Below are 14,839 nucleotides of genomic sequence, written 5' to 3' on the forward strand. Positions count from 1 at the left end.
GTCATAGAAAATAACAAAAACGCCTAACCAAATAAATTAAAAAATACCTTATAGTATACAAGGAAACACCTAATAGATATATACAACGAATCGGATAATGTGCGCTAAATAAAGAAGTTACATCTGGCAAGTTCCGATGCGACCGGATATTCATTAACGACTGTAAGAATTCAGCAAAATTGAGCGAGCCTGGATTATTCGCTAATGTTGTGCATGTATAATCAATATCAACCATAGCCTTAGTTGCCACATAAAGTCGCACATCCTGATTGCGTGCGCGTAAATAGAAATCGTGATCGGCTCCATAGTGAGGCAATCGTGTTTCATCGAACATCCCAATTCTGCTGAATACTTGTGTAGAAATAAGTGCGCCCCTACCTCCCACAATTAGCTTAACGGGAATTAAATCGTACATTTCCATTCTAGGCATCATTTTTTTGGGGCCAGAAAGAGTAGGAAACCCAAATAGAAAACAACTACGCGGGCTAATAGTGAGGTCGCCATTACGACAATCGCGCTGCACCGGGGCAATTATGCCGTGCGGATGTTTCTCGAATAACTCGACCAGGATATTAATTGCATCAGGGACAACATAGCAATCGTTATTTACTAACATAATGGCATCTGCTCCGCCCTCCAAAGCAAAGTGTATCCCCAAATTATTCGCGCCCGCCCACCATAGGCTTGAGGAACCACTTATACGGATTACGCCTGGATATTCATTTTCCAGCCCGATTCGGGTTTCATCAGTCGTGCCATGATCCACTACCAATACGGTAAAGTCTTTGTACGTGCTTGCGTTTAACGCATCCAAGCAACGCCGGGTTTGCGTAAAACCGTTAAAGTCGGTGATGACTATATAAAGCTTATTCATGTGACAAGCATAGTCAATTTGTTGTTAAGTGTTTGTCCAATCGATTGCCAATCCAAATTAGAAGGGTACGGCACAATTTCCGGATGTTCCAGTTGTGATTTAAGTACACGTGCCATGTCTTCTGCGACGGGCTCGCATAAAGAAGCGGGTGACTCTTTAAATACTTCCGCATGGTCCGAGACCCTTGTAGCAACTACCGGCTTGCCGCAGGCTAGGTATTCGGCGATTTTGCAGGCACCTGACATAGAATTGAACTGATCACCGGCATATGGCACAACAACAACATCGCAAGCATTAATTAAATCGGGCACGGATGATTGCGGCAATTCTCCGTAATATTTGATCCAGGGATCGTTGAAATCGATTCCTTCGACGCGTCCGGCAAATGCGAGATTTAAATTGGGTTTCGCTTCTATCAAAAGCCTGCAAGCTTCAATCAAAATTGGACCTCTCGCCGGATTTATCGAACCGAAATAACCAACCACTTCTGTGTCTAAGGCGAGATTTAGTTTACGCCTAGCGTTAACGCGATCGCCTACGGTAAATACATTGCGATCAACACCGTTCTGAATTAACAAAGTATGTTGGTTAAGCCTAATTTTGACCCAACGCTGCAGCGATTCGCTTGCACAAGTAACCAGACTGGACTTCCTCACAATATAGTTAAATACCGATGTGAAGCCGGGAAATCGATTAATTCGAAACGCGGGGTAATAATCATAAACATCGTATACAAACTTTATTCGCAATCTGCGAGCCAGTAGAAGCCCAATTAGTCCGATATAGATATCGCCGCTAGCGACAATAACATCTGGATTTATAGTTTTCACATGCAAATAAACCTGCCGAATCGCTTTAAGTAAACTAGCCGGTCTTAATGGAATGGTTTGAAATGAAACCTCATTCTCCCTTACAACTAAAGCAGTTCGATTCCGGTAATCGAAGGCATCTACGAAGACAATATGTCCTTGTTCCGCCAATTGTTTGGGTAAATGATAAAGCCGACCGAAGCAGTCATTGATGAGGTCTTTGTTGGTATAGTAGCGTTTACAAAGGATAAAGATATTCATAAGCGCGAATAACGGAAACGAGCTAAGATTTGAATTCGGAGGGATTTGATATCGAAAGATATAACAAACTCAGTTCACTTGCTATAAATTTCCAATCGTAAGCCCGGGCAAATATTTTGCCGTTTTTTCCCAAGGTTATTCTGAGTGTGTCGTTTATTATCAAAATTTCGATCGCTTCAGCAAGCGCCCTTGCGTTATGGGCTTTTACAAGTAACCCGTATTTTTCATGCTCTATTATTTCCGCAATCCCCCCCACATCGGTGGCAATAATCGGTAATCCACTGGCCAGTGCCTCTAAAAATATGACCCCCTGTCCTTCAGTATCGCCAACTTTGTCAATTATAGACGGCGCAACAAAAATATCTGCCGCTGCATAATAATCAGGCAATCGATTATTTGGCTGCTTGCCATAAAAAACAACTTGGTGATTAATTCGACGCTCGGTTGCCATTGTCTTCAATCTACCGGCTTGATTACCGTCTCCTATAATCCATAACTCCGTTTTTGCTAGCAGTGTATCGGGAAGTAAAGCATAGGCTTCCAGTAAATCCGCCACGCCTTTTTTTTCCACCAACCGCCCTACAAATAACAAAATCAATTTTTCCGGCGTCAGCTGACCGATCAATGCTTCACGGTTGCCGGAGGCGAAACGCATATAGTCGACGCCCATAGGAATAACATGAGGCTTAGGTAAATCAGCGCCAAATGCTACGGATGTTGCTTTAGTATTACTCGTCCAAGAATTACAATTTTTGATGGTCCAACGCTTGACTGCTCCCATCAGCTTTCCCTTTAGCGCAAACGCATCGCCGCCGTGGGCGGTAATGATTGTGGGTATGCGAAACAACTTCCCCAACAGCACTGCGACAGTACCTTGCGGAAATATCCAATGGGCATGAATCAACGAGGGACGTTGGCTAAGCAATATCCATGCTGCGCTTACGAACATGGATAATATGAAAAACGGAACTTGCAAATATAACCAAGGTGCGGCGCGCAGGTTTGGCAGGATGCCGGAACCGTAGGCTAATTGCTGCAGCCTGCGCGGAAAAAAATAGCGGAAATGTCTACAAACTAAGCCAGGCGGCTGCCGAAATGGCTGAACTTCGGAATGATCGGGCGCGAGAATTAGCAGATCGACATTCTGCTTTACCAGCGCTTCCGCCAAGTAACGCAGAAATATCGAAGCGCTGTCATCCTCGTTACGGGGGTAGCTCGATGTGAGCCAGAGAACTTTGGTCCGCTTAGCGTCGTTAGGCCGGTCGCTCATTGTTGGAATCTCTAAAAACTCATACCAGCTTAGGCGATTTCTGCAAACCTACAGCAAATTTAGCGGAATAACATAAACGGAAGGGATGATTGAATCTGCCGCCTATCTCTCCCTCATTGCTAGTTCCGAGAAAAGATGAGTTTTTAAAGACTCCCTTATTCGACCCGGTCCGACAGAACTAATGCACCAAACTCAACAACACCCCTGCCGCTACCGCCGAGCCGATCACGCCGGCCACGTTCGGTCCCATCGCGTGCATCAACAGGAAGTTGTGCGGATTGCTTTCCAGACCGATTTTGTTGGCGACGCGAGCCGCCATCGGTACCGCGGAAACCCCGGCCGCGCCGATTAACGGATTGATCGGCGTCGAGCTGAACCGGTTCATGATTTTAGCCATGATGACGCCGCTGGCGGTACCGATGGCGAATGCGACCGCACCAAGGCCGAGAATACCCAAGGTTTGCACTTTCAAAAACGCCTCGGCGCTAAGTTTGGAACCGACCGACAACCCGAGAAATATGGTGACGATGTTGATCAACTCGTTCTGCGCGGTCTTGCTTAAACGATCCACCACCCCGGTCGCATTCATCAAGTTACCCAGGCAAAACATACCGACCAGCGGCGCCGCCGACGGCAATAATAACGCAGTCAACATCAACAGCATCAACGGAAACACCACTTTCTCGGCCTTGCCGACAGTCCGCAGTTGCTGCATTTCGATGCGGCGCTCATCCTCGCTGGTCAACGCCCGCATGATTGGCGGCTGGATCAGCGGCACCAGCGCCATATAGGAATACGCGGCGACGGCAATGGCACCCAATAATTCGGGCGCCAGCTTGGAGGCGACGTAAATCGCAGTCGGGCCGTCGGCACCGCCGATGATCGCAATCGCCGCCGCTTCTTTCAAGCTGAACGCCATGCCCGGCACGGCATTCAAGGCCAGCGCGCCGAACAGCGTGGCGAAGATGCCGAATTGGGCGGCTGCACCGAGAAACAGCGTTTTCGGATTGGCTAGCATCGGCCCGAAATCGGTCATCGCCCCGACGCCCATGAAAATCAACAACGGAAATACGCCGGCCTTGATGCCGCCATACATGTAATAAAGGATGCCGCCTTCGTCTATCATCCCGGCAACCGGAATATTGCTCAGTACGGCGCCAAAACCGATAGGCAACAACAATAGCGGCTCGAAGCCTTTTCTGATCGCCAGATACAACAACACAAACCCGACCGCCATCATGATGATTTGCGGCTGGGTAATGTTGTAAATACCGGTGCTTTCCCACAACAGTCTGAGATTTTCCATGGCTTGATTTATTCGATTGGGTTGGCTGGCAACAAGGCTAAGGCATGCGGTCGAGTTTAGTTTGGCTACCGGCTACCGCCCTAGGGCAACCGGAGCAAACCAACTATGAGGCGGTTACAAGGTGACCAGAACGTCGCCTACCGCAACTGAATCGCCTTGGCGCACGTTGACCGCGCTGACGATACCGGCGACTTTGGCCCGAATCTCGGTTTCCATTTTCATCGCTTCCATGATTAACACGACGTCGCCTTCGGACAGATGGGAACCGACGTTGACGTTGACTTTCAATACTACGCCGGCCAATGGCGATTCGACCACGCCGCTGCCGCTGACGATGGGGGCTGTCGAAGCCAGCATCGGACCGTTTTCCGATGCCGAGGACGGTTCCACCACTATTTCGCCGTTGCCCGGCGCGATTGCGACGTGGTAATTTTTGCCGTCCACATTCACGGTGTAGGTTTCGGCCTCGACCGCCGTTTTAACGGCAGCCGGTACCGAAACCGGGGCGGGTTCCAGACCCGGTGCCGGCTCGAATGCGGCAGGATTGCCCCGGTTTTGGATGAATTTCCAACCCACTTGCGCGAACAGCCCGTCGATCAGCGCGTCTTCTTCAACGTTATCGGCCAGCTTGACGCCGTCGGCCTGGGCTTTGGCCTGGACTTCGGCCACCAATTTGCTCATTTCCGGCTCCAACAAATCCGCCGGACGACAAGTGATCGGCTCGGCACCGTTCAATACTCGCGCTTGTAATTCTTTATCGACAGGTGCCGGAGTTGCGCCGTACTCGCCGCGCAGCACGCCGGCAGTCTCTTTGCTGATCGTTTTGTAACGCTCGCCGGCCAAAACATTCAATACCGCCTGGGTGCCGACGATTTGCGACGTCGGCGTCACCAGCGGGATATAGCCCAAGTCTTTGCGCACCAACGGAATTTCCTGCAGTACCGCGTCGAAACGGTCGGCCGCACCCTGCTCCTTCAATTGGCTTTCCATATTGGTCAGCATTCCGCCCGGTACTTGCGATACCAAGATCCGGCTATCCACGCCTTTCAGGCTACCCTCGAACTGCGCATATTTCTTCCGCACCTCGCGAAAATAAGCGGCGACTTTCTCCAGCTTGGCCAAATCCAGACCGGTATCGCGCTTTTGGCCGGCCAATGCCGCGACGATGGTTTCGGTCGGGGTGTGGCCGTAAGTCATACTCAACGAAGAGATCGCGGTATCGATATTATCGACGCCGGCTTCGATGGCTTTGATACAAGTGGCAACGCTCAAGCCGGTGGTGGCATGGCAATGCAGATGGACCGGAATCGCGACAGCCTTCTTCAATTTGCCGATCAGATCGTAGGCGTCGTAAGGGGTCAGCAAGCCGGCCATGTCTTTGATGCAGATCGAATGCGCACCCAGATCCTCGATCAGCTTGCCCTGCTCCACCCACTTCTTGGTGGTATGCACCGGGCTGGTAGTGTACGAAATGGTACCTTGGGCATGGGCATCGGTATTCAGCACCGCCTTGATGGCTCTTTCGATATTGCGCATATCGTTCATCGCATCGAAAATTCGGAATACGTCAATACCGTTGACCACGCAACGCTCGACGAATTTATCGACCACGTCGTCGGCGTAATGGCGGTAACCGAGGATATTCTGGCCGCGGAACAGCATTTGCTGCGGTGTGTTGGGCATGGCTTTCTTCAGCAAGCGCAACCTTTCCCACGGGTCCTCGCCCAAATAGCGGATGCAAGCGTCGAAGGTCGCGCCACCCCAGGATTCGATAGACCAATAACCGATCTGGTCGAGTTGCCCGCAAATCGGCAACATGTCTTCGATACGCAGCCTGGTCGCCAGAATTGACTGATGGGCGTCGCGTAATACCACCTCAGTAATTCCCAGGGGCTTGTTTACCTTTTCCACTCTTTACTCTCCTAATGACTTTTTTGGGTCGTACCAGACCTTACCTTGTGGGTAACTATCCGTTTTTATGCTTTTTGCGGTATTGCAGAACTGCGGCGGTTATCGCGGCAACCACCGCTTTATCGTTACCGGCGACGACCGGTTGCTCGGGAAATTTGGACGGGACTTCGGGAAAATAGCGCCGGACCAGGTTGCTCATGGTATTGATCGCAACCACCAGCATGGCCAAAAAAGCGTAAACCATCCCCATGCCGATTAGCATTAATTCAATACCCGAAGACAGCATTTCGTTCATAATCGTCGTCCAAATGATTAATTAGCCTGGGCATTATCGCCCAAATAAGCAGGACTTCACAATCCTGAGCGGAATGAAGGGTTTAAGGCCGCAGTATCGAAAAGTAAAAAACCGGCAGCACCTGCGTTAGGCAAAAAAGCCGGCTGCGACCGCCGCCCGTAGCGGAAAAAATCGCGGCGCTCGGGCCTGCAAGGCCCGGCCGCCGAGGTCAGAGCGCTTGCAGAAAATCCAGCACCTCGGCTACGTGGACTTTGACCTGCACCTTACGCCATTCTTTGGCGAGAACGCCGTTCTCGTCGATCAGAAACGTGCTGCGTTCGATCCCTTGCACCTGTTTGCCGTACATATTCTTCATTTTGATCACATCGAATAAACGGCACAGGTTTTCGTCCTGGTCGGATAGCAAATCGAACGGAAACGCTTGCTTGCATTTAAAGCCTTCATGGACTTTGACGCTGTCGCGCGATACCCCCAACACCACGGCATTCAACGCTGCGAATCGGTCGATATTGTCGCGGAAGGCTTGGCCTTCCTGGGTGCAGCCCGGCGTATTGTCTTTGGGGTAAAAATAAAGCACGACTTTTTTGCCGCGATAATCGCTGAGTTTGACGGCTTTACCGCCGGTCGCGGCTACTTCGAAATCCGGAACGGTATCGCCGATGGCTATGGCTGTCATGAAATCACCTTTTAACAGGTTCGAGAATGGCGTCTATATTCAAGCTGTCGCAAAAATCCAGAAACTCTTCGCGCAAAGACAGAATCCGCACCGCTGGCGGCACCAACAGGATGAATTTGGTGGAAAATACCGAAGTATTGAAAAAAGCCGCGCTGTGACGGCTGGCGGAGACTTCCTCGATACAGATGCCCCGGTCCAATAGGAAGGAGGTTACGGCAAACAGGATGTCGTTCTTGTCGACGGAGATGGTTTCCAGCGTGTATGGCACGCCTTCGATCGCTTGTGGTTCCTGGCTCGGCCGCAGGAAGCTCATCTGGATTTCCAAGCGGATTTTAATCGCATCCAGCATGCCTTCCAGCTTGGCGATATGGTTCCAATTGCCGTCTATCAACAGATAGGCGGCGGTAAGCTCGGTCAAATTGGAGGTACGCAGCTCCAGTACGTTACATTGGCAGGCGCTCAACGCCGACAAAATTTCCCCAAGAAAACCGTTGGACTTCTCGCCCAACACCGTAATCGCCAGTTGCATAATCCCAAGTCCTTAAGTACGCTCCATCCAGTTTAACACCAACCGCGCTAAAAACGCAGTTGCGAAATGGCAACCGCGTCAGTCGTGGCGAATGGCGGTGATCCCGGCTTGTTCGTCGAAATGAACCGTCAATTTTTTACCGGTCCGGGCTTGACGCAATCCGGCCAAATCGACTTTAAACGCTACCGCCAGTTGCTGGTCGGTGACCGGCGCGGTGCGTTTCGGCGCGACGACGGCATGGCGCCAGGACAGCAACAAAGTCCAGCCCAGCCATAACAAAGCGATCGCCAGCACGATCTCGCCGTACAACGCCAATAACTCCAGCAAAGTCTTGTAACCGCCGAACCAGCGAATCTCGTCCGATAAGCTTTTCAGCCCCATCAGCCAGCCGGCCAATGTCAACAACGGCCACAAAAAATACAGCCACAGTAGCCAACTGACCAGCGCCATGAACGCCGAACCGCATTTCTGCCGAAAGCTTTGCAAATGCGGTTGGTTGATAATGATTTCTTTCATTTTTGCCGTAAGCCCCTGTCCAAAGTCACCCAAACCGCGCGCTGGCCGCGTTTTTTGCGCAGAGCCTTGATGCAGCCGTTGATGGTAGTGCCGACGTTGATCAACCAGTACACGATCGGATACCAGATCATCCAATAATAATGCTGGGCCGAGCCGCCGCTTTTCTTTTCGTAGACCGAGTCTATCGTCAGACTGACCGCAAACTGCACCAAACAGGTCACGCACAGCAGCATGCTGGTCCAGTGCGGCGATAAATCTTCCAGCGCTTCCTGCGGTTCGCTACTGAACCATTCCAGCGGCACCGAGGCCAACATCGCCACCACTAAAAACGCCCAGCTCAGGCTGATGCAGCATTCCAGATACAACGGCCACATGCCGCGCGAGCGCCAACGCAACAGCGGCCGGAAATAGCGTAACAGCACTTCGACCCCGCCCTGCGCCCAGCGACTGCGTTGTTTCCATAAGCCGTTCAGCGTTTCCGGCATCAACACCCAGCACAGCGCATTCGGCTCGAAACGGATCGCCCACCCGGCCAGTTGCATTTTCCAACTGATATCGATGTCCTCGGTGACCATATCCGGGCTCCAGTAACCCACGTCGTGCAAAGCGGTTTTACGGAAACCGGCAATGACGCCGGATATCGTGAACACGTGACCGTAAGCGCGCTGGGCGCGTTTGATCATGCCGACGATGGCGGAAAACTCGCCGACCTGGATCTTGCCCAGCAACGTGGAACGGTTACGAATGCGCGGATTGCCGGTCACGGCACCGACGTGCGGATCTTCCAGAAAATGTTTGACGATCCACGCCGTTGCGTTCGGCGCCAACAAGGCGTCGCCGTCGATGCCGATCAGAATCTCGCTATTCGCCAACAGCGCCGCGGTGCGCAAACCGACCGCCTTGCCTTGGTTACTGGCCAGATTGACGACGCGGATTTGGCTGTGTCGGTCGGCCAGTTCGTGCAGGATTTCCAGCGTATTATCTTTACTGCCGTCGTTGACGGCGATGATTTCGTAGTTCGGATATTGCTGGTGCAACAAATATTCGATGGTTTCGCGAACGTTTTCGCCCTCGTTGTAACACGGGATCAGTATCGACACCGGCGGATATTCCGCCAGCACCGGCAAGTCCGACAACACGTTGCCGCGGTTACGTTCCCAGCGAATGTAATAGACGATGCCGCCCAGCATCCAGACGTAAGCCATCAACAACGGATAATAAAATACGAAGCGCGACAGCCACTCGTTGAACTGCCACCAGGGCACCTCTTCCAAGCGCTCCCGGCCGATCAGCCACAAGTCGATTAAATGCTGCATCCAAGGTTGCGAGAGTAGCTGTTCCATGTCCGGTTTAATCCTTGATTTCTACCGGAAAGTATTTCTTCAACTCGGCCAGCTTGGGTTGGTCGTGAAACACATTATCCGGGTAATAGCCGATATGCTTGGCACCGAGTTTCTTCAGCAATTGAAACTGTTCGGTAAATATCGGCATCGGAATATCCTGCTGGGTTTTCCAGTTTACCGCCTGTAACTCGAATACCATTTTGTCCAGCGCTCCGGGAGTTTGCGCGGTTTTTTCGACCAATTCGGCCAACCATTGCTTCGGGTTTTCCGCTTCTTCCATGAACGGCATCGCTTCCACCGCCACGTAGTCGTAATGTTTCAAGAATGTCGGCAAGGACTGCGCGTACCATTCTTCGCTGTAGGGCTTCAATAGCGGCAGCGAATAGAAATTGCGTGCGGTTTTGATATAAGGCCGGTAAAAGCGGACTTTATTGGTCAAATAGTCGGTGAACTGCCCCATCAGCTCGGTTTTGTATTGGGCCCAGCGCAGGCGCAACTCGCTGGACGAATGAATCGCGTCGAATTCGGCCGGCAAGCCCCAGACTTTGTGGGTAAATTCCATCGCCAGCGGCGACACGTCCTCGAAGTCCGACAAGATACCGTCGTCGTGAAACAGGATACCGTTGAAATCGCAAGATTTCGCCAGATCCTCGTAGATCTCGCCGACGAATTGGCGGGCCTCCGGATTGAACGGCGACAAACGGGTGTAGACGTGGCGGGACAACTGCGGCTCGCCGTCGCGCCATTCTTTGACGTACCATTTCAGCGGCACATCGGCTTTGTAGGCCATCATCGGCATCCAGGCGTAGACTTTGACATCGGCTCCCTTTCTCAGCCGCAGCGAAACGTAGTTGAACAAATCCCGCCGCATCGGCAGATGTCGGTTAGGAAAATACAACTTGTCGGCGTTGCCGTCGCCATCCGGATCGGAAAAAGCTTGCAGATAGACGGTATTGGCGCCGCTGGCCTTGATCCTCTCGACCACGGCGGACAGGTTTTTCTCGGTTTGCTCCTCGTCTTCGTCGTAGATATAGTCCATGTCGACATGGGCCACCCGCAACTCGCGGCCGGTGCGCAATTTGGTGACGATGGTGGCAAAGCGCTCGGCAGTAGGGTCGTCGGTCATGATCATGCGCTTCATCACCGCCGCGTCGGCCAGTGTATTGGCGCCGTCGTTAAGGCCCATCGTCAACGGCATGCCGGCGTTTTTCGCCGCTTCCAACGCAATCGCGTTATATTCGCCGTAAGGCCAGACCATCACCCGCGGCCGCTTGCCCAGCATTTGCAGCAATTGCTCGGAGCTTTTCTCCAGTTCCTGAAAAATCCGCTTCCGGTACTCCTCGTCTTTTTCGTATTCCTCGTATTCGCTGCTGTAAAGCCGGGTCGTGATCGCGCTTTGTTCGTTGCCTTGCGGATTGGCGACGATGCCGTGGTGGGCGTTAAAGCTGTGCGAGGCGATTTCGACCAGGCCGCTGGCGGCAACCTCGCGAATCTGCGCCGGCGTCATCAACGGCTTGTTAGTACCCGCGTGGTTATGCTGTTCCATCCAACTGCCGACCACGGCCAGCGTGGCCGGGTATTTGTACTTTTTCAGCAGCGGCATCGCCCGGGTATAAAAACTTTGGTAGCCGTCGTCGAAGGTCAGGATGACGGCTTTGTTCGGCAACGGCTTTTTGCCTTGCATCGCGTCGAGCAAATCCTGAATCGAAATGACGCGGTAGCCGTTGCTTTTCAACCAGGCAAAATGGTCGTTCAGATGCTCCTTATTCACCGCCATCCGGTCGAACGGCGGGACCCTTTCTTCCTCCTCCAAAATATCGTGGTAATTCAGCACGATAAAACTGGAACTCGCGGAATCTGCAGCCTGCAACGGCCCGGCAATCCAGCAGGCGATTACAAAAAATATCCCGGCAATAAGGCGCATGTTCATTAAAAGTTAAATTCAGCGGAAATTGAGAATGGAAACGGCCGCCATCGCGAGTCGCGCGGGCCTAAAATGGAGGGCGCATTTTACCCGAACGGCCTGTTTTAGCCCGTTTTTTATTTTTTACCGTCGACGACGCAACGGCAGCTGCCTTACCCGGCAAATCGGATTGGCTAAGCCGGCTTGGTTTCGGCGAAAACCGGTTATCATGCCGCCACTATCCGCCCAGCGCAGGTGCGACCGGTTGCAACCGCCGGACCGTATCGCAGCGGGGCTGGCTCGCAACCCTCTATTCCGGAGCACTCATGGCAAACCGAACTAACCCAGCAAATCTTTCCGGACACGGCTCCAGTGGCGAAAAACGGCTCGGCGACCTTTATGCCGGTTTCTCCGTGTTTCTGATTGCGCTGCCGTTGTGCCTCGGCATCGCCACGGCCTCCGGTTTTCCGCCGATGTCGGGCATCATTTCCGCAATCGTCGGCGGCCTGCTGGTGTCGCGCATCAACGGCTCCCAACTCACCGTAACCGGGCCGGCGGCCGGCTTGATCGTCGTGATATTCAATGCGGTGCAAGCCTTGGGCGACGGCGACGCCTGGGCCGGTTACCGTTATACGCTGGCGGCGATTGTCGTCGCCGGCCTGCTGCAAATTGTATTGGGCTATTTCAAAGCCGGCCGTCTGGCCGGTTTCTTTCCGGCCTCGGTAGCGCACGGCATGCTCGCCGCAATCGGCCTGATCATCATCGTCAAGCAATTGCCGGTGATCGCCGGGTTGCAGCTACACGGCAATGGCTTGCCGGCGGCGATAGCGCAATTACCGCAGACCTTAACCTATTTCGTACCGACGACCGGACTGATCGGCCTGGCCGGCATCGTTACGTTGCTGGCCTGGCCTTATCTGCGGCATCCGCTGTTGCGCCGCATTCCGGCTCCCATCGTCGTGATCGGCATCGGCGTACTGATGGGCAAACTGTTCGGACTTGAGCGTCCGCACCTGGAATACGCTTTCGTGTTGCCGTCCGGACTCGATTTCGCAGCCAATTTTCTGGTCGCGATTCCGGCCGGCCTGGCCGACAGCCTGCAATTGCCCGATTTCGGCAAACTGGCGAGTTGGCCGTTCTGGGAGAGCGTTATCGCCATTTGCCTGATCGGCAGCCTGGAAAGCCTGCTCAGCGCGGCGGCGGTCGACAAACTCGACCCGGCCCGGCGCTATTCCGACCTGAACCGGGAGCTGACGGCGATAGGCGTCGGCAACGCGGTGTCCGGCATGCTGGGCGGCTTGCCGATGATTGCCGAAATCGTCAGAAGCTCGGCCAATATCGATGCCGGCGCCCGCAGCAGTTGGGCCAATTTCTTTCACGGCGGCTTTTTGTTGCTATTCGTCGTGCTGTTCCCGCATTGGATCGCGGCGATACCGTTGGCATCGCTGGCGGCGCTGTTGGTCTACACCGGTTACCGCTTGGCCTCGCCCAAGGTGTTCGCCAAAAGCATGGATCTGGGCAAGGAGCAATTGGCCTTGTTCCTGATCACGATTGTCGCGATCCTGGCCGGCAATCTGCTGTCCGGCGTACTGATCGGTATCGGCGCAAAAATACTGCTGCATTTGGGCCGGGGCGTACCGCTGGCCAACCTGCTCAGCCTGTCTTACCATCTGCGGGCGGACAGCGCCGACCAATGGACGGTCAAGGTCGACGGCTCCGCATTGTTTTCCAATTTTCTGGCCTTAAAAAGCCAATTGGCGACACTCGGCGACGGAAAAACCGTGATCTTCGATTTAAGCGGCGCCGAACTGATCGACCACACCGTGATGGAATTCATCGATAGTTACCGCACCGATTACACTGCCCGCGGCGGGCGTTGCGAAATCCGCGGTTTGGAAAATCTGCAAGCCCTGGGCGAGCACGCCTTGGCGGCCCGGAAACGAGCCTGAACCGAGCGGAAAATGCCGCACGTTGCGTTACCTGCTGTTGCCGTCCGAGCCAGAGCGGCCTGTCGCCTGGCGAAGCGCGGCAATCCCGACCACCGTCGGACCATCGCTGCCGTGCAAAGGCGATCTCGGCCGATTTATCATGTAACGAAACGCCTCAGCGGAGCTTTACTGCCGCACCGCGCTAAAACCGATATTCCCCAAGTATTGATACCGCCCATGAAACGTCCGATTTTGCTCAGCTTCCGCTTTGGCCGCATGTTGTTTTACCTTGGCCTGCTCTTCCCGATTTACCCTGCCCAAGCCGGATCCGCCGCTGCCGCATGGGCTGCGGTTTCCGGCCCCAGCACCGATGCCGACGGCGGGCAAAGCATCGGCACCTATAACGGCGGCTGCATTGCCGGCGCCGCGACGCTGCCGCTGCAAGGCCCCGGTTACCAGGTCATGCGCCTGTCGCGCAAACGCTATTACGGCCACCCGGCATTGATCGGCTTCATCCAGCAGCTTGGTCTGGCGGCCGAGCGGGAACGCCTCGGTTCCTTACTGGTCGGCGATCTCGGCCAACCCCGCGGCGGCCCGACACCGAGCGGACACCGCAGCCATCAAACCGGCCTGGACGTCGACATCTGGTTTTTGCTGCTGCAGCCGGCCGAAACCCGCATCTTGAGCGAGGCGGAACGGGAAACCTGGAATGCACCCTCCGTCGTCGACAGCCGCGCCGATGCGGTCGATCGCCGGCAATGGACCGCAGCGCATGCCAGAATATTGGAAGCCGCGGCCCGGCAGCCGGAAGTGGACCGGATATTCGTCAACCCCAGCATCAAACAGGAGCTGTGCAACCGCAAATCGGCCGGCGCGTCCGATTGGCTGCGCAAAATCCGGCCGTGGTGGAAGCACGACGACCATTTCCACGTGCGCTTGAAATGTCCGCCGCATAACGGTCTGTGCCAAGCGCAAGAACCGCTGCCGGCCGGAGACGGTTGCGACGCCAGCCTGGCCTGGTGGTTTTCCGACGAAGCCAAGGCGCCCGCCAAAAGCGCGCCGCAACCGGCGCCACCGTTACCGCCACAATGCGAACGCCTGTTGCGGCAACCCTAAGCGTTACACCCAATGTCGTTAAGTTGAGGATGGTAGGAGCGGGCCATGCCCGCGATCAAACGCCTTCGGTCGCAGGCATGGCCTGCTCCTACAGGATTTGAA

At 54.0% G+C, this 14,839-nt stretch carries 13 protein-coding genes; 2 read left to right on the forward strand and 11 right to left on the reverse strand.

The window, feature by feature from the left end; all coding sequences use genetic code 11:
• Window position 1: 1 nt before the first annotated feature.
• The 11 genes from MKFW12EY_RS13190 to pgaB form a co-directional block, all read right to left on the reverse strand.
• Window positions 2–874: a glycosyltransferase family 2 protein gene (locus MKFW12EY_RS13190; RefSeq protein ID WP_082409640.1), complete on the reverse strand. Its 873-nt coding sequence runs from the start codon at window positions 872–874 to the stop codon at window positions 2–4.
• Window positions 871–1,944, reverse strand: a complete 1,074-nt coding sequence (locus tag MKFW12EY_RS13195) for a glycosyltransferase (RefSeq protein WP_054759089.1) — start codon at window positions 1,942–1,944, stop codon at window positions 871–873. Before MKFW12EY_RS13195 ends, MKFW12EY_RS13190 begins: the two co-directional genes overlap by 4 nt.
• A 22-nt stretch (window positions 1,945–1,966) precedes the next feature.
• Window positions 1,967–3,214, reverse strand: a complete 1,248-nt coding sequence (locus MKFW12EY_RS13200) for a glycosyltransferase (protein ID WP_221053148.1) — start codon at window positions 3,212–3,214, stop codon at window positions 1,967–1,969.
• Window positions 3,215–3,392: 178 nt separating this feature from the next.
• Window positions 3,393–4,520: a sodium ion-translocating decarboxylase subunit beta gene (locus MKFW12EY_RS13205; RefSeq protein WP_064021335.1), complete on the reverse strand. Its 1,128-nt coding sequence runs from the start codon at window positions 4,518–4,520 to the stop codon at window positions 3,393–3,395.
• 114 nt (window positions 4,521–4,634) lie between these two features.
• Window positions 4,635–6,431: a sodium-extruding oxaloacetate decarboxylase subunit alpha gene (oadA, locus tag MKFW12EY_RS13210; RefSeq protein ID WP_054759091.1), complete on the reverse strand. Its 1,797-nt coding sequence runs from the start codon at window positions 6,429–6,431 to the stop codon at window positions 4,635–4,637.
• A 55-nt stretch (window positions 6,432–6,486) separates the two neighbouring features.
• Window positions 6,487–6,726 carry an OadG family protein gene (locus tag MKFW12EY_RS13215; RefSeq protein WP_054759093.1) on the reverse strand — a complete coding sequence of 80 codons (240 nt, stop codon included), beginning with the start codon at window positions 6,724–6,726 and terminating at the stop codon, window positions 6,487–6,489.
• Between the two features lie 208 nt (window positions 6,727–6,934).
• Entirely contained in the window at window positions 6,935–7,402 is a 468-nt protein-coding gene (locus MKFW12EY_RS13220; RefSeq protein WP_054759096.1) for a peroxiredoxin, read from the reverse strand.
• Between the two features lie 4 nt (window positions 7,403–7,406).
• Entirely contained in the window at window positions 7,407–7,931 is a 525-nt protein-coding gene (locus tag MKFW12EY_RS13225; protein ID WP_054759098.1) for a glycine cleavage system transcriptional repressor, read from the reverse strand.
• A gap of 78 nt (window positions 7,932–8,009) precedes the next feature.
• Window positions 8,010–8,447 (reverse strand): poly-beta-1,6-N-acetyl-D-glucosamine biosynthesis protein PgaD, encoded by a 438-nt coding sequence (pgaD, locus tag MKFW12EY_RS13230; protein WP_054759100.1) that lies wholly within the window; start codon window positions 8,445–8,447, stop codon window positions 8,010–8,012.
• Complete coding sequence (gene pgaC / locus MKFW12EY_RS13235) at window positions 8,444–9,790, reverse strand: poly-beta-1,6-N-acetyl-D-glucosamine synthase (RefSeq protein WP_082409641.1); 1,347 nt, start codon at window positions 9,788–9,790, stop codon at window positions 8,444–8,446. The genes pgaD and pgaC overlap by 4 nt, the downstream gene beginning before the upstream one ends.
• Before the next feature lie 7 nt (window positions 9,791–9,797).
• On the reverse strand, window positions 9,798–11,720 hold the full coding sequence (gene pgaB / locus MKFW12EY_RS13240; RefSeq protein ID WP_221053149.1) for a poly-beta-1,6-N-acetyl-D-glucosamine N-deacetylase PgaB: 1,923 nt from the start codon (window positions 11,718–11,720) through the stop codon (window positions 9,798–9,800).
• 299 nt (window positions 11,721–12,019) lie between these two features.
• On the opposite strand from pgaB, the gene MKFW12EY_RS13245 reads away from it, so the two are divergent.
• Both MKFW12EY_RS13245 and mepA read left to right on the forward strand, forming a co-directional pair.
• A complete protein-coding gene (locus MKFW12EY_RS13245) occupies window positions 12,020–13,642 on the forward strand; it encodes a SulP family inorganic anion transporter (protein WP_221053150.1) in 1,623 nt (540 codons plus the stop codon).
• Window positions 13,643–13,858: 216 nt separating this feature from the next.
• Window positions 13,859–14,737, forward strand: coding sequence for a penicillin-insensitive murein endopeptidase (gene mepA / locus MKFW12EY_RS13250; RefSeq protein WP_245006309.1), 879 nt, complete (start codon window positions 13,859–13,861; stop codon window positions 14,735–14,737).
• The last annotated feature ends 102 nt before the right edge of the window (window positions 14,738–14,839 follow it).

Origin of the sequence: Methylomonas koyamae, assembly GCF_019669905.1 — a bacterium.
Taxonomy (GTDB): Bacteria; Pseudomonadota; Gammaproteobacteria; order Methylococcales; family Methylomonadaceae; genus Methylomonas; species Methylomonas koyamae.